Below are 19,331 nucleotides of genomic sequence, written 5' to 3'. Positions count from 1 at the left end.
CCGTGTACTCCTGGATCTGGCGGAAACTTCCCTTCGGGCTGCCCGGAAAGCTGATCGGCTCGCTGCTGCTGGCCACCGCCACCGTCGCGCTGCTCTGGTTCGTGGTGTTCCCGTGGGCCGAGCCGCTGCTGCCCTTCGACGACGTGCAGGTCACCCAGGACTCCGGCGTACCGGGTGACGGCGGGCTCACCGAGCCGACCGGGCTGCCCGGCGACGAGGAGCTGCCGTACAGCACCGAGACGAACAACGCCCCGCCCCCCACCCCGAACAGGTGACCCCGATGCGTGTCCTGGTGATCGACAACTACGACTCGTTCGTCTTCAACCTCGTGCAGTACCTCGGACAGCTCGGGGCCGACTGCGACGTACGGCGCAACGACGAGATCGACGTCGCCGAGGTGGGCCGGGCGGGCGCCGGTGGCATCCTGCTGTCGCCCGGTCCGGGCAGCCCGGACCGGGCCGGCATCTGCCTGGACGTCATCCGCGAGTACGCCGGCAAGCTCCCGATCTTCGGCGTCTGCCTCGGTCACCAGGCGATCGGCGAGGCGTTCGGCGCCACAGTGGCGCGCGCGCCGGAACTGCTGCACGGCAAGACCTCCGAGGTACGCCACGACGGCGTGGGCGTGCTCGCCGGCCTGCCCGACCCGTTCACCGCCACCCGTTACCACTCGCTCGCCGTACTGCCCGAGACGCTGCCGGACGAGCTGGAGGTCACCGGCCGGACCGGCTCCGGCGTGGTGATGGCGATGCGGCACCGGACGCTGCCCATCGAGGGCGTGCAGTTCCACCCGGAGTCGGTGCTGACCGAGGGCGGTCACCTCATGCTGGCGAACTGGCTGGCCGCCTGCGGCTTCCCGGCGGCGCTGGAACGTGCCCCGGAGCTGGCCGCCGAGGTCGACGCCCGCCGCCGGGCCGCCTTCGCCGCAGCCTGACCGCTCGCCCGCTCCTCCCCTCCCCCCGCCCGCCCGCCCGCCCCGTCGATCATGAAGTTGACGGCGTTCGACGCCCGATTTGTCGCCGTCAAGTTCATGATCGACGGGGAAGGGGCGGGCGCTGGGACGGGCGCGGCGGCGGCCCCGGGATCGGGGACACCGCCGCGTCGTCGGTCAGGTGATGCTCAGCGTTCGGTACGGCTGGGCGCGATGGTCGGGAACGGGAAGCCACTGCCGCCGCCGTTGCCGCCACCGCCCGGCGTGGTCGGCGTCGTGCTGGGGCTGCCGCTCGGCGTCGGGCTGGTCGGCTCCTCGTCCTCGCGCGGCACGTCGACCTCGATGGTCACCCGCTCGCCCTTGGCCAGCTTCGTCTTGCCGGCCGGCGACTGTTTGCTGACCTTGCCCGCCTGGGACGGATCGACCTCGTTGCCCTCCCGGACCCGGACCGTGTAGCCGGCCTCCTTGAGCTGTTGTGTCGCCTGCTCCTCGGTGTAGCCGATGACGGTCGGCACCTCGCCGACGTTGCCCTTGGAGACCTTGAGCGTCACCTTGCTGCCCTCGGCGACCGAGCTGCCCTCGGTGGGCGAGACGGAGATGACCTGACCCTCCGGCGCGCTGTCGTTGACATCCTCGCGAACGGGAATCAGCTCAAGTTCCGTCAGTCGGTCCTTCGCGGCGTTGTAGGTACTGCCCTTCAGCCCGGTGGGGACGGTCACCTGGCCCGGACCGGTGCAGACCTTGACGGTGACCTCGGTGTCCTTGTCCACCCGCTGGCCGAACGTCGGGCTCTGCTCGACCACCGAGCCCTTCTCGCAGGTGGTGTTCTGCACCGGATCGCCTGTGCCGTACCGCAGCCCGGCCTGGGTGAGCGCGGCCTTCGCGTCGTCCGCCGACCGGCCCACCAGCTGGGGCACCGACACCTTCTCGTTGCCGGCCTGGTTGAGCCAGAGCGCTGTCCCCAGCGCGATCACCGCGAGCACGCCGAGCGCGGCGAACGCCGCGATGACCCAGGACGAGCTCTTGCGCTTGCCCGGGTCACCGACCCGCGCCACCGGCTGCGGGCGGGTCTGCGGGCCCATCATCTGGGTCTGCTGCGCCTGCTGGTAGCCGCCCGCGGCGGCGCCCATCGGCATGGTCTCCTCGGCCGGCATCACCGGGGTGGCCAGCACCGGCCGGCCGGCGGCGGCGCGGAGCAGGTCCGCCCGCATCTCACCGGCGCTCTGGTAGCGGTTGAGCGGGTTCTTCGACAGCGCCTTGAGCACGATGGCGTCGACCGCCGGGTTGACGTCCGGGTTGATCGTGCTCGGCGTCGGCGGCTGCTCCCGCACGTGCTGGTAGGCGACGCTGACCGGGCTGTCGCCGACGAACGGCGGGTGGCCGCAGAGCAGCTCGAACAGCACGCAGCCGGCCGCGTAGACGTCGGAGCGGGCGTCGACCGCCTCGCCGCGCGCCTGCTCGGGAGAGAGGTATTGTGCGGTGCCGATGACCGCGCTGGTCTGCGTCATCGTGGTGGCGCCGCTGGCCAGCGCCCGGGCGATGCCGAAGTCCATCACCTTGACCTGGCCGGTCTGGGTGAGCATCACGTTGCCGGGCTTGATGTCCCGGTGGATGATCCCGTGCCGGTGGCTGAACTCCAGCGCCGCGCACATGTCGGCGCAGATCTCCAGCGCCCGGCGCGGCTGGAGCCGCCCCTCGACGCCGAGGACCTCCTTGAGCGTCCTGCCGTTCACGAACTCCATCACGATGAACGGCAGGGTTTCGCCCGTCGGGCCGGTTTCCTCACCGGTGTCGTAGACGGCGACGATGGCCGGGTGGTTCAGCGAGGCGGCGTTCTGGGCCTCGCGGCGGAACCGCATCTGGAAGGTGGCATCCCGGGCCAGGTCGGCACGGAGCATCTTGATCGCGACATCCCGCCCGAGCCGGAGGTCGCGGCCGCGGTGCACCTCGGCCATGCCGCCGTAGCCCAGCAGCTCGCCGACCTGATACCTGCCACCGAGCAGGCGGGCCTGCGCTGTCATCGCGTGTCTCGTCCTTCGCTCGTCGTCGTACCGCCGTCGGCCGGCAGGAGGCGTACCTCACGACGGTACGACGTGCGGACCGGATAGTCGCCTCCGTGCGGCCGCACCGCGCCGGAGGTCACGCTCACACTCGCCGGAGCGGATGCGGTAGCACCGTATTTCCGGTACAGGAACGAAATCACGCCCGAGCAGAGGATGACCAGCACGGCCACCACGATCGCCGTCGTCCAGAGCCCGGACCGGGAGCGCCGGGGTGGGGGCGGGGCGGCCGGGCGCGCGTACGGCATGGGGTTGTGCTGGGGCACGGGCCGCTGCGGTACGGGTGCCGCGCCACGCGGCGCCACCGGCGGGCGGGGCATCGGGGCCGGGTGGGCGATCACGGCCGGGCGCTGCGTCACCGGCGGGCGGGCCGGCGAAACGGGCGGACGGGCCGGGGAGACCGGCGGACGGGGCTGCGGATGCGCGGCGGCGGCCGGTGGCTGCGGCCGGGGAGCGGTCGGCACCTGAGCGCGTGCGACGGGTGCGGCCGGTGAGGCGGGCGCGGCCGAGATGGGCCGTCCGGCGCGGGCCGCCTGGGAGAGCGCGAGCTTGGCCTGCCGGGCGATGCTCGCCAGCGCGGCGGCGCTGGGCCAGCGGGCGGAAGGGTCCTTCGCCATGGCCCGCTCCACGATGGCCCGGACCTGCGGCGGGATGTCGGCCGGAAGCGCCCGGGGCGTCTCCCGTACGTGCTTCATGGCGATTTCGAGCGGGTTGTCCCCCTCGAAGGGGCGCCGGCCGGCGAGGCACTGGTACGCGACCACGCCGAGCGCGTAGACGTCCGAGGCGGGCGTGGCCACCGCACCGGTGGCCTGCTCCGGCGAGATGTACGAGGCGGTGCCGAGCACCGAGCCGGCGGCGGTGAGCTGGCCGACCAGCTCGGAGCGGGCGATGCCGAAGTCGGTGAGCACGAGCGTGCCGTTCGGCCGGACCAGCAGGTTGCCGGGCTTCACGTCACGGTGCACGATGCCCTTCTCGTGCGCGGCGTGCAGCGCGTCGGCGGCCTGGGCCAGCAGCGCCATGGTCCGCGCCGGGGTCAGCCGGCCGACCCGGCTGAGCGTGGCCGACAGCGCGTCGCCCTCGACGTACTCCATCACCAGGAACGCGATGTGCTGGTCGCTGCCGAAGTCGTAGACGTCGACCACGCCCGGGTGGTTGATGGTCGCCATGGTCCGCGCCTCGCCCCGGAACCGCTCGGCGAAGCCCGGCTCGTCGAGCAGCGCGGGGAGCAGGCTCTTGACCGCGACGGTACGGCCCAGCACCTGGTCGGTGCCGCGCCACACGTCGCCCATGCCACCGCTGGCGATCCGCTCGTCGAGGCGGTAGCGGTTGCCGAGCTTCACCCCCGGGCTCAGCACGTCAGCGCCTCCCGGAGTCCGCGATGGCCGCCGCCATGATCCGGCCGGCGATGCGGGCCGCCTCGGCGCTGCCGCCGTTGCCCGCCTGCTCCAGCTCGACGCAGACGGCGGACAGCGGCGTGCCGTCCTTGTCCAGCGCGAAGCCGATGAACCAGCCGTGGTCCGGCGTGTTCGGGCCGGACTGCGCGGTACCGGTCTTGCCGCCCACCAGGTAGCCGTCGATGGCGGCCCGGCGGCCGGTGCCCTCCTTCACCACGTTCTGCATCATGTCGCGCAGGTCGGCCGCGACCTGACCGCTGATCGGGCGGCGCAGCTCGCGCGGCTGGGCGGGGTCGTAGACGGTGGTGCGGTCCGGCCCGAGCAACTGCTTGACCAGGTACGGACGCATCTGCTTGCCGTCCTTGTTCGCCACCGCGGCCGCGATCAGCGCGCCCTGCAACGGCGTCATCCGCACGTTGTTCTGGCCGATCGACGACTGGGCGAGCGCCGCCGGGTCGGTGCTGCCGTCCGGGTTCTGCATGTCGCCGGTGCGGCTGGCCGCCACCGGGAGGCCACCCTCGCCGAGCTGGCCGACGGTGAGGTCGTCCTGCTCGAAGCCGAACTGCTTGGCCTTCTCCTTCACCTTGTCCGCGCCGAGCCGCACGCCGAGCTGGGCGAAGCCGGTGTTGCAGGACTCGGTGACCGCCTCGCGCAGCGTCACCTGCGACTCGGGGCAGATCGACGGCGCGGCGTTGCGGATCGGCTGTCCGGCGCCGGGCGCGGTGTAGCTGGAGCCGGCCGGGATGCGGGTCTGCTGGCCGACGCCGTTCTCCAGCGCGGCCGCCGCCATGATGATTTTGAAGGTGGAGCCGGGCGGCAGCGTCTCGGACAGCGCCCGGTTCGCCAGCGGCCGATCCTTGTCCTTCTCCAGCGTGTTGTACGCCCGGTCCGCCTCGGTGCTGTTGTGGCTGGCCAGCGGGTTCGGGTCGAAGCTCGGCATGGAGACCAGCGCCTGCACCGCGCCGGTACGCGGGTCGATCGCGATCGCCGCGCCCTTCGTCGCGCCCACCTGGTTGTCGTTCAGCTGCTTGTACGCCGTCTCCTGGGCCCGCTTCGACAGCGTCAGCACCACGTTCCCGCCACCGGTCTCGTCACCGGTGAACATGTCCTTGATCCGGTTGGCGATCAGCGCGTCGCTGGTGCCGGCGAGGAAGTCGTTCTCCACCCGCTCGATACCGCTCGCGCTGCCGTTTACCGGCTTCCAGCCGAGCACGTGCGCGTACATCTCGCCGCCCGGGTAGGTGCGCTGGTACTTCAGCTCACCGCCGGTCTCCTTGCTGAGCGCGTACGCGGTGCCGCCGACCTCGATGTTGCCGCGCTTGCGGTCGTACTCGGCGACCTGGACCCGGCCGTTGTAGTCGCTGTTGCGGTATTCGTCGGCCTTGTAGGCCTGGATCCAGTTCAGGTTCGCGAAGAGGAGCCCGAACAGGACCATCACGACCACGCCGACGCGGCGCAGGGGGGCGTTCACGGTCGGATCACCTCCGTCGGGGCGCCGTGCAACTGCTCGGGTGGACCACCGGACGGCCGGGCCGCCGGGCCGCCACCACCGGTCACCGGTCGGCGGGCACCGTCGGAGACGCGCAGCAGCACCGCGATCAGCAGCCAGTTCGCCATCAGCGAGGAGCCACCGGCGGACAGGAACGGGGTGGTCTGGCCGGTCAGCGGGATGAGCTTGCTGATGCCGCCGACGATGACGAAGACCTGCAGGCCCAGCGTGAACGCCAGGCCACCGGCGAGCAGCTTGCCGAACGAGTCCCGCACCGCCAGCGCGGCGCGCAGGCCCCGCTCCACGATCAGCAGGTAGATCACCAGCAGCGCGGAGAGACCGAACAGGCCGATCTCCTCACCGATGCCGGCGAAGATGAAGTCGGTCTGCACCTCGGGCAGCAGCGTCGGCTGGCCGCCACCCGGACCGGCCCCGAACAGACCGCCGGTGCCGAGCGTGAGCAGGCCCTGCACCAACTGGTAACCCCGGTCGTACGGCTCGGCGAACGGGTCGAGCCAGATCTGCGCCCGGTCGTAGAAGTTCGCGAACGGGCCGCCCACGGTGCTGCCCAGCACGTACGCCAGGTAGGCGCCGCCGAAGAACAGGATCAGACCGATGAGCAGCCAGCTGACCCGCTCGGTGGCGATGTAGAGCGTCACCACGAACATGCCGAAGTAGAGCAGCGAGGTGCCCAGGTCCTTCTCGAAGATCAGGACCAGGAGGCTGACCAGCCACACCACCAGCACCGGGCCGAGGTCGCGCCCGCGCGGGAAGTCGATGCCGAGCACCCGCCGGCTGGCAAGCGAGAGCACCTCACGCTTGCGCACCAGGTAGTAGGCGAAGAACGTGAGCAGGGCCAGCTTGGCGAACTCGCCCGGCTGGATGGAGAACCCGCCGAACTTGATCCACAGCTTGGCGCCGTTGATCTCGGAGAAGCGGCTGGGCAGCACCGCCGGGATCATCACCAGCACGATGCCGGCGAGGCCCAGCGTGTACGCGTACCGGGACAGCGACCGGTGGTCGCGCAGGATCGCCAGCAGCCCGGCGGCAAGCACCACGGCGGCCAGCGTCCAGGCGAGCTGCCGGCCACCGGTGCCGGCGAAGATGGCCAGGTCCTCCCGCTCCGCGGGCGCGGCCTTGGCCAGGTCGTACCGGCGCAGGAAGCCCACGCCGATGCCGTTGAGCAGGGCCACCGCCGGCAGCAGCGCCGGATCGGCGTACGGCGCCAGCCAGCGGATCACCAGGTGCAGGCCGAGGAAGACCAGCCCCAGCGCGGCGGCCGGGATCCAGAAGTCGGACGTGATCGTGTCCAGCGCCTTCGCCTCGACCATCGCCGCGTACGCCGCCACGAGCACCATGGCGAGCAGGAGCAGGGACAGCTCGGCGTTACGCCGGGACCGGGCCAGGCGTACGCCGGACTGCTCGCCCGTCGAAGCGGGCGAGGCGGCCGGTACGGCGGCTGCGGTCACGGATACGTCCTCGGGATCGAGCCGGCACTCACTGCGGCGACCGGCAACCCGCCGGATCGGCCGGCGGAACGGTGTCGGAGGGAACGGCGTCGGGCGTGGTGGTGAACGTCGGCGTCGGCGCGTCGGGGGTGGGCGTCGACGCGCCCGCGGGCGGCGTGGACGGGAGCGGGCTGCCGCTCGGCGGGGGCAGCGGGTCGGTGGTGGCCACCGGCGTCGGACTGGTCACACCGGGCGTCGGGTCGGGCGGGCAGAGCGGCTTGAGGTTCGGGTTGCCCGGGTCGTCGCTGGTCAGCTCCGCCAGCCGGCGCTCGGCGTCCGGCTCGTTGCGGGCCTGGATGCCCTGCTTCACCCGCTCCTGGGCGGCCAGCGTCAGGTCGTCGAGCCGGGCGTCACTGCGCTCGTGCACGTTCGACAGGTCCAGCCCGGCGACCTGGCCGGGCACGCCGCGGAAGACCGCGAGCTGGCCGTCGTCGGTGGCGCCGACGTAGTACTGCCGCTGGGTGTACGTCCAGCCGCCGAACACGCCGCCGCCGACGATGACCGCGAGCGCCAGCACCATCGCGACGGTGCGCAGCGGCCGGCGGCGCCGGCCTTCGGGCTCGTCGTCGCGGTTGTCCGCCGGCTCCTCGGGGGCGGGTGGCCGGGGCGCGGACAGCGCCGAGGCGCGGGCCGCCGGGGTGGAGTCGTCGGCCGAGGTCGCCATGCCGCGATCCCGGGCGGCGGCGCCGCCCACGATCGGGGACGCCTCGACGATGTCCTGGTCGGTGGCGTCGGCGATGATCACGGTGATGTTGTCCGGGCCGCCGCCGCGCAGCGCGAGCTGCACCAGGCGTTCCACGCACCGCTGCGGGTCGGGGTACTCCCGCATGGTGTCGGCGATGGTGTCCGCGCTGACCACGCCGGAGAGCCCGTCGGAGCAGATCAGGTAGCGGTCGCCGGGCAGCACCTGCCGGACGCTGTACTCCGGGTCGATGTCGCGGCCGTCGAGCGCCCGGGTGAGCAGCGAGCGCTGGGGGTGGCTGCTCGCCTCCTCCGCGCTGATCCGGCCCTCGTCGACGAGCATCTGGACGTACGTGTCGTCCTTGGTGATCTGCGCGAACTCACCGTTGCGCAGGAGATAGGCCCGCGAGTCACCGATGTGGACCATCCCGAGCTTGCTGCCGGAGAAGAGGGTCGCGGTGAGCGTGGTGCCCATCCCCTCCAGCTGCGGGTTGGCGTCCACAGTGTCGCGGAGCTGCTGGTTGGCGGTGCCCACGGCGGAGCGGAGCGCGTCGACCAGGGCGTCACCGGGGACGTCCTCGTCGAGCGGCGCCATGGCACCGATGACGATGTTGCTGGCGACGTCACCGGCGGCCATGCCGCCCATGCCGTCGGCCACGGCGAGCAGCCGCGGTCCGGCGTAGACGGAATCCTGATTGCCGTCTCGGATCAGACCGCGGTCGCTGTGGGCCGCGTAGCGCAGGGTCAGAGTCATGGCCGTAATTCGAGGGAAGTGCGGCCGATCCGGATCGGCACGCCGAGGGGGACGGGGGTTGGTCCGGTGACCTTAGCGCGATCGAGATAGGTGCCGTTAGTCGATCCGAGGTCCTCGACGTACCACTGCCCCTCACGGGGCACCAGCCGGGCGTGTCGCGCCGAGGCGTAGTCGTCGGTGATCACCAGCGTCGAGTCCTCCGCGCGGCCGATGGTGATCTGGGCCTCGCCGAGCGTGATCCGGGTGCCGGCCAGCTGGCCGGCGGTGACCACGAGCTGGTGGGCGGCCCGGCCGCGCTTGGCCTTCGCCGGCTTCCCCGCCTGCCCGGTCGACGCGCCGATCCCCCGCGGCGCGGCCACCAGGCGGCCCGACCGGGCGCCCGCGAACAGGTCCCGGCGGATCACACCGACGACCGTGAACACGAAGATCCACAGCAGGATGAGGAACCCGAACCGGGCGACGGTGATGACGAGCTCCGGCAACGGGGATCAGCCGTCCACGCGGAAGGTCAGCGTCGTGGTGCCGAGCTGGATCATGTCGCCGGGGTTGAGGGCGACCGCCGAGACCCGCTGGCCGTTGACCATCGTGCCGTTCGTGGAGCCCAGGTCGGTCAGCACGACCTGCCCGCCGTCGAAGTCCAGCCGGGCGTGGCGTCGCGAGATGCCGACGTCGGGCAGGCGCAGGTTGGCCTGGTCGCCGCGGCCGATCACGGTCGAGCCCATCTGGAGGGGGTAGGTGCGGCCGTCGCCGGAGACCAGGCGGACGTTGCGGCCCCCGCCGTGACCGGGCGGAGGGCCGTAGCCGCCGCCCTGGTCGTACGCCGGGTACGCCGGGCCGGCGTCGTAGCCACCGGGCGCGGAGACCGGGGCGACGTCCCCGCCGGTGTAGACCTCGGCGGTGACCCGGAACATGCCGGTGTCCAGGCCCTCACCGCGCTCGACCTCGACGATCACGTCGCCGTAGACCGTCCACGCCTGCTCGCCGATGAACTCGGCCTGCGACTGCGCCAGCTCCTGGGCCAGCGCGGCAGCGTACGGCGCCAGCCGACTGTGGTCGTAGGGCGAGAGATCGATCACGTAGCGGTTGGGCACAAGGGTGCGCCCACCGGCCAGGATCGCCTTGTGCGCCTCGGCCTCCCGCTGCATGGCGTTGAGGATCTCCACGGGGTGGACCACCCCTTTGAAGACCTTGGCGAAGGCCCCCTCGACCAGGCCTTCCAGACGCTTCTCGAAGCGTTGCAGCACGCTCACCGGCTCCTCCTCGGGTCCCGAGGCAATGATGGTATCCGGACACCGCCTCCGCAGCTCACACGCCGCTCGGCCGGCTGCCGTCGGCCCGTTCGTGACCAGGCCCGCGGACGTGCTAAAGTTTCGCCCGCCACGAGCGGTGATCGTTCGTGGCGTGGCCAGTGGACAGCGTAATATGTCCCGGCACCCGTCGCAGATGGCGGGCGCGGGATGCGATATGGTGTTCCGGGTCGTGCCACGGGGATGTGGCGGAATGGCAGACGCGCACGGTTCAGGTCCGTGTGTCCGAAAGGACGTGGGGGTTCAACTCCCCCCATCCCCACCAGAACAAGGGCTCCGCACACAGCGGGGCCCTTGCTTCGTATCGGGGCGTTTCGGACGTCACGCTATGCTCCGATGGTTTCCCTGCCTCCCACGGACCAGGAGTGGCGTGTGACTGTCGCGTTGGTGACCGGTTCCGGCGGTCTGATCGGCTCCGAGGCGGCCCGGCACTTCGCCGGACTGGGTCTCGACGTGGTCGGCATCGACAACGACATGCGGCGGTACTTCTTCGGCGAGGACGGCTCGACCGCCTGGAGCCTGGACCGGCTCGCCGCCGACCTCGGCTCCGCGTACACCCACCACGCCGTCGACATCCGCGACCGGGACGGCCTGGAGCAGGTCTTCAAGCGGTACGGCAAGGACATCGCCGTGGTGATCCACAGCGCCGCCCAGCCGAGCCACGACTGGGCCGCCAAGGAGCCGTTCACCGACTTCGACGTGAACGCCGGCGGCACGCTCAACGTGCTGGAGTACACCCGGCGGCACGCGATCGACGCGCCGTTCATCCACTGCTCCACGAACAAGGTGTACGGCGACCGGCCCAACTCGCTGCCGCTGATCGAGCTGGAGACCCGCTACGAGCTGCCCGAGGACCACCGCTGGTACGACGGCATCACCGAGGACATGTCGATCGACGAGTCGCTGCACTCGATCTTCGGCGCCTCGAAGGTCGCCTCGGACGTGATGGTCCAGGAGTACGGCCGCTACTTCGACATGAAGACCGCCTGCTTCCGGGGCGGCACACTGACCGGCCCGGCGCACTCCGCCGCCGAGCTGCACGGCTTCCTGGCGTACCTGATGCGCTGCGTGATGGAGGGCCGGACGTACAACCTCTTCGGCTACAAAGGGAAGATGGTCCGGGACGCGATCCACTCGCACGACGTGCTCACCGCGTTCGAGGCGTTCTTCCGCGAGCCGCGCTCGGCCCAGGTCTACAACCTCGGCGGCGGCCGGCACTCGAACACCTCGCACATCGAGGCGTTCCGGATCGCCCAGGAGATCACCGGCCGCGAGGCCCGGATCAACTACGTCGAGCAGGCCCGCACCGGCGACCACCAGTGGTACGTCAGCAGCATGGCCCGCTTCGAGGAGCACTACCCGTCCTGGAAGATCACGTACGACGTGCCGATGATCCTCCGCGAGATCTACGAGGCCAACGTCGACAAGTGGGTGCCGAAGGCATGAGCGCCGGGACCAAGCGCAACGTCCTCGGCGTCGGGGTCGACGCGACCGACTACGCCCGGGCCACCGAGGCCGTGGTCTCGGCCGCGCACGAACGCCGCCCACTGGCGCTCACCGCGCTCGCCGTGCACGGCGTGATGACCGGCGTGCTCGACCCGGCGCACAACGCCCGGCTCAACTCGTTCGACGTGGTCACCCCGGACGGTCAGCCGGTGCGCTGGGCGCTCAACCTGCTGCACGGCGCCGGGCTCACCGACCGCGTCTACGGCCCGGAGCTGACCCTGCGGGTGCTCGCCCGGTTCGCCGAGGAGGGGCTGCCGGTCTACCTCTACGGCTCCACCGAGGAGACGCTGTCCCGGCTCGTCCCGGCGCTGGAGCGCAAGTTCCCCGCGCTGAAGATCGCCGGGGTCGAGCCGTCCAAGTTCCGCGCCGCCGCCCCGGGCGAGGACGCCGAGATCGCCGACCGGATCCGGGCCAGCGGCGCCCGCCTCGTCCTGGTCGGGCTGGGCTGCCCGCGCCAGGAGGTCTTCGCGTACGCCATGCGCCCGCTGCTGGACATGCCGCTGATGGCTGTCGGCGCGGCGTTCGACTACCACGCCGGTCTGCTGCGCAACCCGCCACCGTGGATGCAGCGCGCCGGGCTGGAGTGGTTCTGGCGGCTCGGCCTGGAGCCCAAGCGCCTGTGGCGCCGGTACGTCATCCTCAACCCGGCCTACCTGACCCGGCTCGCCGCCCAGAAGACCGGGCTGTGGAAGGCCACCCCGCCGGCGCCGGCCACCACCCGACCGGCCACTTTCGACGTCTGAGCCGCCCCGACGACCCCTACGGGCCCGGATACGGGACGAACCGGGGTGCCGTCCCGGATTCGGCGAACGTCGAAACGGGCAAGGCTGGGGGGCATGGATGACCGTCTCGCCGTACTGCTTCCCGTCGCCGCCGTCTGGCTCGCCGCCGGACTGGTCGCGGAGGGCCTGCCCGGGCTCGACCGCGCCCGCGCGCTGCGCCGGCGTACCGGATGGTTGTCCGCCCTGGTGCTGACCGGCCTCGCGCTCACCGCGGCGGTCCTCGCCGCGGGCCTGCAGAGCGCCGGCGACACCGCTGTGGACCGGGCCGCCGCCGCGCTCGGCCTCGCGGCGGCGCCGGCGGCCGTGGTGGCGGTCTGCACGGTACGGCGGGTCCGGCGGCTGCGCTCCGGCGCGGGCGCGTTCGCGGCGGCGCCGGGAACGCCCGCCCCGCACGGGCTGCGCGCGGCCGCGGCGCATCCGCTGATCGCGCTGCCGTTGCAGGCGACGGCACTCGCGGTGCTGGTGGCCGTGCTGCCGGCGCTCGGCGTCGACCTGCTCGCCGCGCCCGGAGTGGCCGGCCCGGTGATCACCGTCGCGGTGCTCGGTGTGTGCGCGATCGGGGTACGCCACGCGCTGCGGCACAACCGGCTCGCCGAGCGGGCCATGCCGGCGGCCGAGCCGGTGTCAGCGCGACCGGCTCGCGCCCTGCACGTATAGCAGTTCCAGGATCGCGCGGGTCGCCTCGAACCATCGGTCCAGCCAGCCAGGCGGAGGGACGCTGCCCTTCGGCGGCAGTTCCATCAGCAGACCGCGCAGCAGCGGATGGTCCACCAGGGACTCCTGCTGCTCGATCGGCCAGCCGCTCGGCGGGAACGACGGCTCGGTGAGCGGGTTGGGGTCCAGCGACGGCAGGGACAGCGGCGTCGCGGCCTGCTCGGGCACGCCACCCTCGCGGGCCTCCTCGCCGTCGCCGGAGACCACCTCGGTGAGGACGGTGTCCCGGCGGGCGCCGCGGTACTTGCCACCGAACCGCTCGGGCTTGCCCGGGCCGCTGGTGAGGTTCTCTGAACCGATCGTCGTCATCCGTCTCGCCTGCCTCGTTCGGTTGCCGATCCGTGCGGTTCAACGAGGCGGATCGAAACTGGCGACGGGTGCGGCGTCCGGACGCGAATGGTCCCGCCCGGCAACGCTGCCGGACGGGACCACGCTGCGGTGCCGGTCAGCTCCGGCCGAACGCGCCGCCCCGGGCGCGGGCGACGAAGGTCTGCCAGTCGTCCGGAGCGAAGATCAGGGCCGGGCCTGTCTTGTCCTTCGAGTCCCGGACTCCGACCGCCCCGGTCACGTACGCGACCTCCACGCAGTTGTCGCAGTTCGGCCCGCTCTTCGAGCTCTTGAACCACGTCGCCTGCGTCAGGTCCACGGGGAACTCCTTGGTCGCCATTTCCACAGTGGCTCCTCTGCCAGTTTCGCGATATGTGCGATGGATTCCTCCGGGCGTATGGCCGCTGCTCGAATGTGATCGAAGATGAAGCTGTACTTCTGCAGTTCGTCGCTCTTCTCCAGGAAGAGCCCACCCGTGGCGTTCTCCGCGTACACGACATCGGGATCACTCGGCTCGGGGAAGCTGAGGATCGTGAAGGTGCCGTCCATGCCCGCGTGCGCGCCCACCTCGAAGGGCAGGACCTGCACTGTCACGTTCGGCAGTTCAGCCACCTCCACCAGCCGCTTGAGCTGACCACGCATCACCGCGTCGCCGCCAACCGGCCTGCTCAGCACCGCCTCATCGAGCACCACCCACAGATCGACCGGATCGTCCTGCGTCAACAACGACTGACGGCCCAATCGGACACGCACCCGTTGGTCTACTTGTTCGGCGGTGAAGTCCGGCCGGGCCGCCCGGATCATCGCGCCGGCGTACTCCTCGGTCTCCAGCAGCCCCGGCACGACCTGCTGCTCGTACGCCCGGATGGAGCTGGCCGCGGCCTCCAGGCCGACGTACGCCCCGACAAGCACCGTGCTGTACGGATGCCACCAGCCCTTCTGCCGGGCCTCACGGGCGATCTGCACCAGCTCGTCGCTCTCCGCGCCGACGACTCCGTAGATACGGAGCATGTCGCGCACGTCGCGCGGCGTGGCGGTGGTGTGGCCGGTCTCGATCCGGGAGACCTTCGACGCCGAGCACTCCAACTGCTCGGCCACCGCTTCTATGGTGATGCCCGCGGCCTCGCGCTGCCGGCGGAGTTCCGCCCCCAGCCGGCGCCGCCGGATGGTGGGGCTGCGCCGTTCGGTCACGGCATCTCCTCGGCTCGCGACTGCGTCACAGTCACCCGGTTACCTCCGGTCGGTCGCGCCCCGATTCCGCACCCACCGCGGGCGCGACCGGCGGGCGGCGGGCGAGCGTTCGCGGCAGGGGTGGTGCCGGTCGTCGACCGGCCGCGACGGGCGAAACCGGCGTCCAGTGTGACGCCCCGATACCTGACGCTTCAAGTTTCCCGTTCACGTGTCCTCCTCACCTATCCGCAAAACACGACGTGCAACTTGCATGTCGCACGTCGCTGTAGCACTCTGTCCGTATGGCACGGGTTACTCACCGTCTTCGAACGATCTCCGGGCGTGGTGACACCGCGGTCCGTGGGACGGCCGGAGGGGAGCCGTCCCGCGCCGTGCGACCTGCCCCGGAATGAAGACCCCGTCGCTGCAAGCCAGCTTGGCTGCGGCGGCGGGAGCGGTAACCGGGAGCAGCCGGGTGATGGTCGGGTGGCGGTCCGCCACCGCGGGTACGGCCCGACCAGCACCGCCAAACGACCGCCGGTCCACGAGGCAGACCCCCGTCACCGGACCGCACCGACCTCGTTCAGCCTCGCCGGTCCCGACGACCGGCCGACCCTCCCCAGGAGCCCATGTGCTTCCCCGCTCCGGTGACGTACTGCACGTGACGCGCGCGGCGAGTGTCCAGTTCTTCCGACCGATCATGTTCCGGGTGATCCGGATTCTCGACTGGCCGACCTACGACGGTTGGCTCTGGCTCGACGGCTACGAGTTGAACGCGGCGGGGGACGCGGTCAACCGGCGGTCGATCTTCGTACTCGAAGAGGGGTTGCAGCAGGTCCACGCTGCGCCGGTTCCCCGGCAGCACACCGTCCGGACGGCCCGCCGCCCGGTGGTCCGGACTCCGGTCCGGGTGGGCTGACCTCACGATTCCCGGTCGGGAGGGCGTGCCGACGCCATAGAATCGGTACGCCCACCCCGGCATGTTCCACCCGCGCGCCACGGACCCTGAACCTGGGATGGTCATGGTCAATCTGCCCGCCGCGCGGCGGCACCACCGGTCCCGTGTCGGCTATGCCCTCGGGCTGTTCGCCTTCCTCGTCGTGGCCACCGCGCTCGCGCTCGTGGTGCGGCACCCCGCCTTCTCCGCCACCCAGCAGCTCGCCGAGCCGGTGCCGGCCCCGGAGATCACCGTGGCCGGTGAGGACGGCCGAGCCGCATCCGGCGAGGACGCCCGGCCGGCGGCCGGCGAGGACGACGGCTGGTCTCCCACCGACCCGTCGCAGGACGAGGACGATCCGGAGGCCGACGCGCCGCCCGCGGGCACCGGAGGCGGCGAGGGCACGCTCGCCGAGCGGCCCACCGACCCCACCGACGACCTCAGCCGGTCGCTGTTCTACTCCGGCCTGCTCGGGCTCGCCATCTCACTCGCCGGCCTCGGGCTGGTCGGCGCCCGCCGGCGTCAGTGGTGAACGTTCCGACGCCGGTCGTGGACGTCAGGGCGTGGTGGTGGTCGCCGGGGCGGAACCCGGCGAGCTCGGGCCGGCGGTCGGCGGCGCGGGTACGGCCACCACGATGGTGACCCGGTCGTCCTCGCCCACCGGGTAGCCGGCCTCCGGATCGGTCGAGATCACCGTGCCGGCCGGCCGGTCCGACGCCCGCCGCTGCACCCGGTAGTCCACGTCCAGCCGGTCGAGCGCCGCCCGGGCGGCGGCCTCCGGCAGCCCCACAAGCGGTGGCATCGGCACCTCGACCGCCTCGGTCGTGGGTGGCGTGCTCGGCGGGGAACTGCTCGGCGCGGCGCTCGTCGGGGCGGCACTGGTCTGCGCCGAGGTGCTCGGCACCGCCGACGGCACCGTGCCCGGATCCGAGTCCCGGTCGGCGGCACGCAGCGCCAGCCACACGCCCGCCCCGATCAAGCCCAGCAGGAGCAGCGCCAGGATGCCCAGCAGGATCGGCATCCACCAGCGGCGTCCGGCCTGCTCGTCGCCGTACCACTCGCCCCCGGGCTCGGGATAGCCGGCCGGTCGCGGCGGCGGCACCCCGGCCCGGCCGGACCAGGCGCCCACCGGCTCCTGCGGTGCGGTGGCGTCCAACGGACGCCGCGACGGCCCGCCGGGCAGCGGACGGGTTGCGTCACCGCCCGCGTCCGGCGGCATCGCCCGGGTCTCGTCGCTCCCGGCGGCATTGCGCGGCATGGCGCGGGTCGCGTCGACGTCCTCTCCGCCCGAGTCGCGCGGCATCGCGCGGGTGGCGTCGGCGTCCTCCCCGGCCGGATGCCGGGGCATGGCGCGGGTCTCGTCCGCGTCACCGGCGGGAGGATCCTGACGGTCGTCGCTCATGGCACGTCCTTTCCCCACCGGGACGGGGCGCACGGCCCTCGATCGTCCACCGTAACGGGCCACCGCCAGGTCGGCCGGGATCAGCGCGCCCGCGCCGGTCAGCCAGTCGGCGACGGGGTGGCGGACGGCGACTCGGACCGGGTGTCGCCGCAGGTCAGCACCACCTGGTCGTTCCACCGCGCCGGGCTGCCCGCGACCGGCTCCTGTGCCGTGACCGGGCCCTGGCGACCAGTGCCGTAGCGGGGATAGAGCCCGGCGTCCACCAGATCGTCCGCGGCGTCGGAGCAGGACAGCGCACCCACGTCGGGCACGCTGACCGCCGGGGCCGGTCCGGTCACGAACAGGGAGACGGTGACGCCGCGCTTCACCGGCGTACCCGGCGCCGGGGAGGCGCGCTCCACCGAGCGTCCGGCGCCGGTGCCGAAGACCAGTCGCCAGCCGAGCCGGCGGTCACGCAACTCCCGGCGGGCCTGCTCGAAGTCGACGCCGACCACCTCGGGCACGGTGAGCCCGGCGGGCGTGCTCGTCCGCGTACCGGTCGGGGCCGTGGTCGCGGGAGGCGTGGTGGCGGGCGCGGACGTCGAGGCGGTGACAACCGGCGTGGCCTCGCCGGAGGCGGCCGGGCGGTCCGGGTCGCCGGCCAGGATCCAGCCGGCGCTGCCCCCGATCACCGCCAGCAGAACCACTGCCAGGCCACCCCCGAGGAACAGCCGGGCCCGTCCCGGGCCGGTGCCGTCGCCGTCCGGTTGCCGCTCGTCCGTCATGTCCCCCGCCCCCGCTCATCGACGACCGTATCCACCGCTGCCAAACGGTCACGGCGTGTCGCCACGACTCGCCGCGCCGACCTCGGGACGTTACGCTCCCCGGCATGGTCAGTCGGGGCTGGGGAGGATCGACCGCCGCCGCGCTCGGCGTCGCTGCCGGCGCGGGCGCCGCGCAGCTCGGTTTCGGGTACGGGTTGGGCATCATCAACTGGGCGCCGACCGGCGCGGTACGGATCGAGGCGGCCTGGGTGGCGAGCCTCGCGTGGGCGACCTGGATCGCGGCGACCTCGGTCATCGCCGGCGCGGTCTGCGCCCAGCGCCTGCGGGGCCGGGACGACGAGTCGCAGGGCCGGCCGCCCCGGTTCGCGCTGGTGCTCGCCGCAGCTGTCGGCGCGCTCGTCACCGTACTGCTGGTGGCGGTGCCGGCGCGGGCGGCCCAGGTGCCGGACGTGTCCGCGCCGCAGACCGTCGCCGCTGCGTACGCGGGAGCCGGACTGCTTCTCGGGATGCTGCTCGCCACCTGGGCGCTGCACACCCGCGCCGCCGCCACCAACCTCATCGCCACCTCGGGCTGGCTCTGGCTGCTCGCCGTCGTGTCGGTGGTCGACGGGGTGATCGCCGGCCGTGGCCTGACCACCGCCCAACTCGGCATCTGGCAGATCAGCGCGGACCGAGGAGCGTTCTGGATCCGCGACTACTTCTACTGGCCCGGCGCGCTGCTGTCGGTGCTCTCCGCGCTCGTGATCGGCGTGCTGGCGGCCCGGCGCGCGGCCCGCGCCGCCGAGGTACGGGTCGGCGCGGCCGCCTCCGGAGCGGCCGGACCGCTGCTCGTGGCACTGGCGTACCTGCTCGCCGTACCGCGGCTCGCCGGGATCGCCGCCGAGCAGTTGTCGGCCCACCTGATCGCCCCGTACGCGGTGATCGCCGGCGTCGGCGGCTCGATGCTGACGGCCGCGCTCGCCCAGCGCGCCGAGCGTCGCGCCGCCGAGCGGGTCACCGTTCCGCGCCAGCGCACCGGCGAGCCGGACCCGGTCGTCGGCGAGGCCGACCCGGCGACCGGCGACCCGGCCTCGAAGGACGGGCCGTCGGAGCCGGCCGGATCCGCGTCGGACCCGTCCGGCACGTCGTCGGCGGGCAGTTCCGGTGAGCGCCCGTCGGGTGTGTCGCGCCGGCGCTCGACCGGATTGTTCGGGGCGCGGAAGGCCCGCCCGTCAGCGGCAGATCCGTCAAGCCCGTCAGCGGTCGGCACGTCGGGTCCGTCGGCGGCAGATCCGTCGAGCCCGTCAGCGGTCGGCCGGCCAGCATCGGACCGGTCGGCTTCGGACCGGTCGGCGTCGGACCGGTCGGCGGACTGGGCGGCCGGGACGGACAAGGCACCGGACACCTCGGCCGGCACGCGTGAGGCGACGGCCGCAGCCGAGCCTGGCGTAGCCGTCGGCCGGACCGGAACGGAGAAGGGCCGTGCCACCCGGTCGGCTACCGGCCGTCGGGGTCGGGCCGTCCCGCCGCAGCGCCAGCCCGAAGCCCTGGACCACCCGCAGACCAGCCAGGACGGTCCCTCGTCACGTTCAGACAAGCCCTCGTAGTACCCCGAGGCTCCTCAGCGCT

General features: G+C 72.6%; 19 protein-coding genes, 1 tRNA gene and 1 pseudogene. 9 read left to right on the top strand and 12 right to left on the bottom strand.

Features of this window, described 5'->3' with window-relative positions; all coding sequences use genetic code 11:
- Positions 1 to 2: 2 nt before the first annotated feature.
- Positions 3 to 275: a hypothetical protein gene (locus tag PVK74_RS21525; RefSeq protein WP_030500496.1), complete on the top strand. Its 273-nt coding sequence runs from the start codon at positions 3 to 5 to the stop codon at positions 273 to 275.
- A gap of 5 nt (positions 276 to 280) precedes the next feature.
- Positions 281 to 931: an aminodeoxychorismate/anthranilate synthase component II gene (locus PVK74_RS21520; RefSeq protein WP_073827087.1), complete on the top strand. Its 651-nt coding sequence runs from the start codon at positions 281 to 283 to the stop codon at positions 929 to 931.
- 185 nt (positions 932 to 1,116) lie between these two features.
- Here PVK74_RS21520 and pknB read toward each other — a convergent pair whose 3' ends face one another.
- From pknB to PVK74_RS21485, 7 genes are read right to left on the bottom strand one after another with little or no spacing between them, the layout of a single operon-like run.
- Entirely contained in the window at positions 1,117 to 2,949 is a 1,833-nt protein-coding gene (pknB, locus tag PVK74_RS21515) for a Stk1 family PASTA domain-containing Ser/Thr kinase (RefSeq protein ID WP_069089172.1), read from the bottom strand.
- Positions 2,946 to 4,343 (bottom strand): serine/threonine-protein kinase, encoded by a 1,398-nt coding sequence (locus tag PVK74_RS21510; protein ID WP_043327620.1) that lies wholly within the window; start codon positions 4,341 to 4,343, stop codon positions 2,946 to 2,948. Before PVK74_RS21510 ends, pknB begins: the two co-directional genes overlap by 4 nt.
- 1 nt (position 4,344) lies before the next feature.
- Positions 4,345 to 5,853: a peptidoglycan D,D-transpeptidase FtsI family protein gene (locus PVK74_RS21505; RefSeq protein ID WP_043327621.1), complete on the bottom strand. Its 1,509-nt coding sequence runs from the start codon at positions 5,851 to 5,853 to the stop codon at positions 4,345 to 4,347.
- Positions 5,850 to 7,340: an FtsW/RodA/SpoVE family cell cycle protein gene (locus PVK74_RS21500; protein ID WP_043327622.1), complete on the bottom strand. Its 1,491-nt coding sequence runs from the start codon at positions 7,338 to 7,340 to the stop codon at positions 5,850 to 5,852. The genes PVK74_RS21505 and PVK74_RS21500 overlap by 4 nt, the downstream gene beginning before the upstream one ends.
- Before the next feature lie 28 nt (positions 7,341 to 7,368).
- Positions 7,369 to 8,814, bottom strand: coding sequence for a PP2C family protein-serine/threonine phosphatase (locus PVK74_RS21495; RefSeq protein ID WP_274477080.1), 1,446 nt, complete (start codon positions 8,812 to 8,814; stop codon positions 7,369 to 7,371).
- A complete protein-coding gene (locus PVK74_RS21490; RefSeq protein WP_030500489.1) occupies positions 8,811 to 9,296 on the bottom strand; it encodes an FHA domain-containing protein FhaB/FipA in 486 nt (161 codons plus the stop codon). The genes PVK74_RS21495 and PVK74_RS21490 overlap by 4 nt, the downstream gene beginning before the upstream one ends.
- Positions 9,297 to 9,302: 6 nt before the next feature.
- Complete coding sequence (locus PVK74_RS21485) at positions 9,303 to 10,091, bottom strand: FhaA domain-containing protein (protein ID WP_026267912.1); 789 nt, start codon at positions 10,089 to 10,091, stop codon at positions 9,303 to 9,305.
- Positions 10,092 to 10,300: 209 nt separating this feature from the next.
- Between PVK74_RS21485 and PVK74_RS21480 the strand changes: the two genes are divergently transcribed.
- The 4 genes from PVK74_RS21480 to PVK74_RS21465 all read left to right on the top strand — a co-directional run bounded on the left by PVK74_RS21480 (position 10,301) and on the right by PVK74_RS21465 (position 13,066).
- A tRNA-Leu gene (locus PVK74_RS21480) sits at positions 10,301 to 10,386 on the top strand.
- A 71-nt stretch (positions 10,387 to 10,457) separates the two neighbouring features.
- Positions 10,458 to 11,567 carry an NAD-dependent epimerase/dehydratase family protein gene (locus tag PVK74_RS21475; RefSeq protein ID WP_051611303.1) on the top strand — a complete coding sequence of 370 codons (1,110 nt, stop codon included), beginning with the start codon at positions 10,458 to 10,460 and terminating at the stop codon, positions 11,565 to 11,567.
- On the top strand, positions 11,564 to 12,370 hold the full coding sequence (locus PVK74_RS21470) for a WecB/TagA/CpsF family glycosyltransferase (protein ID WP_274477078.1): 807 nt from the start codon (positions 11,564 to 11,566) through the stop codon (positions 12,368 to 12,370). Before PVK74_RS21475 ends, PVK74_RS21470 begins: the two co-directional genes overlap by 4 nt.
- 93 nt (positions 12,371 to 12,463) lie before the next feature.
- Positions 12,464 to 13,066: a hypothetical protein gene (locus PVK74_RS21465; RefSeq protein WP_043327625.1), complete on the top strand. Its 603-nt coding sequence runs from the start codon at positions 12,464 to 12,466 to the stop codon at positions 13,064 to 13,066.
- On the opposite strand, the gene PVK74_RS21460 is transcribed toward PVK74_RS21465, so the two are convergent.
- The 3 genes from PVK74_RS21460 to PVK74_RS21450 all read right to left on the bottom strand — a co-directional run bounded on the left by PVK74_RS21460 (position 13,034) and on the right by PVK74_RS21450 (position 14,641).
- On the bottom strand, positions 13,034 to 13,432 hold the full coding sequence (locus PVK74_RS21460; RefSeq protein ID WP_043327626.1) for a hypothetical protein: 399 nt from the start codon (positions 13,430 to 13,432) through the stop codon (positions 13,034 to 13,036). The two genes, PVK74_RS21465 and PVK74_RS21460, sit on opposite strands and share 33 nt — an antisense overlap.
- A 136-nt stretch (positions 13,433 to 13,568) precedes the next feature.
- Positions 13,569 to 13,790 carry a DUF397 domain-containing protein gene (locus tag PVK74_RS21455; protein ID WP_043327627.1) on the bottom strand — a complete coding sequence of 74 codons (222 nt, stop codon included), beginning with the start codon at positions 13,788 to 13,790 and terminating at the stop codon, positions 13,569 to 13,571.
- A complete protein-coding gene (locus tag PVK74_RS21450; protein WP_043327628.1) occupies positions 13,760 to 14,641 on the bottom strand; it encodes a helix-turn-helix domain-containing protein in 882 nt (293 codons plus the stop codon). The genes PVK74_RS21455 and PVK74_RS21450 overlap by 31 nt, the downstream gene beginning before the upstream one ends.
- Before the next feature lie 610 nt (positions 14,642 to 15,251).
- Between PVK74_RS21450 and PVK74_RS21445 the strand changes: the two genes are divergently transcribed.
- Both PVK74_RS21445 and PVK74_RS21440 read left to right on the top strand, forming a co-directional pair.
- The gene (locus PVK74_RS21445) at positions 15,252 to 15,539 is read left to right on the top strand and encodes a hypothetical protein (protein ID WP_030500482.1); all 288 of its coding nucleotides are present in this window, start codon (positions 15,252 to 15,254) and stop codon (positions 15,537 to 15,539) included.
- Positions 15,540 to 15,636: 97 nt separating this feature from the next.
- Positions 15,637 to 16,089 carry a hypothetical protein gene (locus PVK74_RS21440; RefSeq protein ID WP_274477077.1) on the top strand — a complete coding sequence of 151 codons (453 nt, stop codon included), beginning with the start codon at positions 15,637 to 15,639 and terminating at the stop codon, positions 16,087 to 16,089.
- A gap of 24 nt (positions 16,090 to 16,113) precedes the next feature.
- Here PVK74_RS21440 and PVK74_RS21435 read toward each other — a convergent pair whose 3' ends face one another.
- Positions 16,114 to 16,959 (bottom strand): PASTA domain-containing protein, encoded by an 846-nt coding sequence (locus PVK74_RS21435; protein WP_082931106.1) that lies wholly within the window; start codon positions 16,957 to 16,959, stop codon positions 16,114 to 16,116.
- 98 nt (positions 16,960 to 17,057) lie between these two features.
- Positions 17,058 to 17,723 carry a PASTA domain-containing protein gene (locus tag PVK74_RS21430; protein WP_113972301.1) on the bottom strand — a complete coding sequence of 222 codons (666 nt, stop codon included), beginning with the start codon at positions 17,721 to 17,723 and terminating at the stop codon, positions 17,058 to 17,060.
- Between the two features lie 104 nt (positions 17,724 to 17,827).
- Here PVK74_RS21430 and PVK74_RS21425 point away from each other — a divergent pair.
- Positions 17,828 to 19,027 (top strand): annotated as a pseudogene (locus PVK74_RS21425) (hypothetical protein); the annotation flags it as partial.
- Positions 19,028 to 19,331: the final 304 nt, after the last annotated feature.

Source organism: Micromonospora chalcea, assembly GCF_028768405.1.
Taxonomy (GTDB): domain Bacteria; phylum Actinomycetota; class Actinomycetes; order Mycobacteriales; family Micromonosporaceae; genus Micromonospora; species Micromonospora chalcea.
The sequence above is the reverse complement of the archived record's forward strand: the minus strand, read 5'-3'. Positions and strand labels throughout refer to the sequence as shown.

What these genes read in the sequence shown, in the direction of transcription:
- PVK74_RS21465 (WP_043327625.1), top strand. Translation starts at nt 12,464, where the DNA reads ATGGATGACCGTCTCGCCGTACTGCTTCCCGTCGCCGCCGTCTGGCTC.
- PVK74_RS21440 (WP_274477077.1), top strand. Translation starts at nt 15,637, where the DNA reads ATGGTCATGGTCAATCTGCCCGCCGCGCGGCGGCACCACCGGTCCCGT.
- pknB (WP_069089172.1), bottom strand. Translation starts at nt 2,949, where the DNA reads ATGACAGCGCAGGCCCGCCTGCTCGGTGGCAGGTATCAGGTCGGCGAG.
- PVK74_RS21435 (WP_082931106.1), bottom strand. Translation starts at nt 16,959, where the DNA reads ATGAGCGACGACCGTCAGGATCCTCCCGCCGGTGACGCGGACGAGACC.
- PVK74_RS21460 (WP_043327626.1), bottom strand. Translation starts at nt 13,432, where the DNA reads ATGACGACGATCGGTTCAGAGAACCTCACCAGCGGCCCGGGCAAGCCC.
- PVK74_RS21455 (WP_043327627.1), bottom strand. Translation starts at nt 13,790, where the DNA reads ATGGCGACCAAGGAGTTCCCCGTGGACCTGACGCAGGCGACGTGGTTC.
- PVK74_RS21430 (WP_113972301.1), bottom strand. Translation starts at nt 17,723, where the DNA reads ATGACGGACGAGCGGCAACCGGACGGCGACGGCACCGGCCCGGGACGG.
- PVK74_RS21475 (WP_051611303.1), top strand. Translation starts at nt 10,458, where the DNA reads ATGGTTTCCCTGCCTCCCACGGACCAGGAGTGGCGTGTGACTGTCGCG.
- PVK74_RS21495 (WP_274477080.1), bottom strand. Translation starts at nt 8,814, where the DNA reads ATGACTCTGACCCTGCGCTACGCGGCCCACAGCGACCGCGGTCTGATC.
- PVK74_RS21470 (WP_274477078.1), top strand. Translation starts at nt 11,564, where the DNA reads ATGAGCGCCGGGACCAAGCGCAACGTCCTCGGCGTCGGGGTCGACGCG.
- PVK74_RS21520 (WP_073827087.1), top strand. Translation starts at nt 281, where the DNA reads ATGCGTGTCCTGGTGATCGACAACTACGACTCGTTCGTCTTCAACCTC.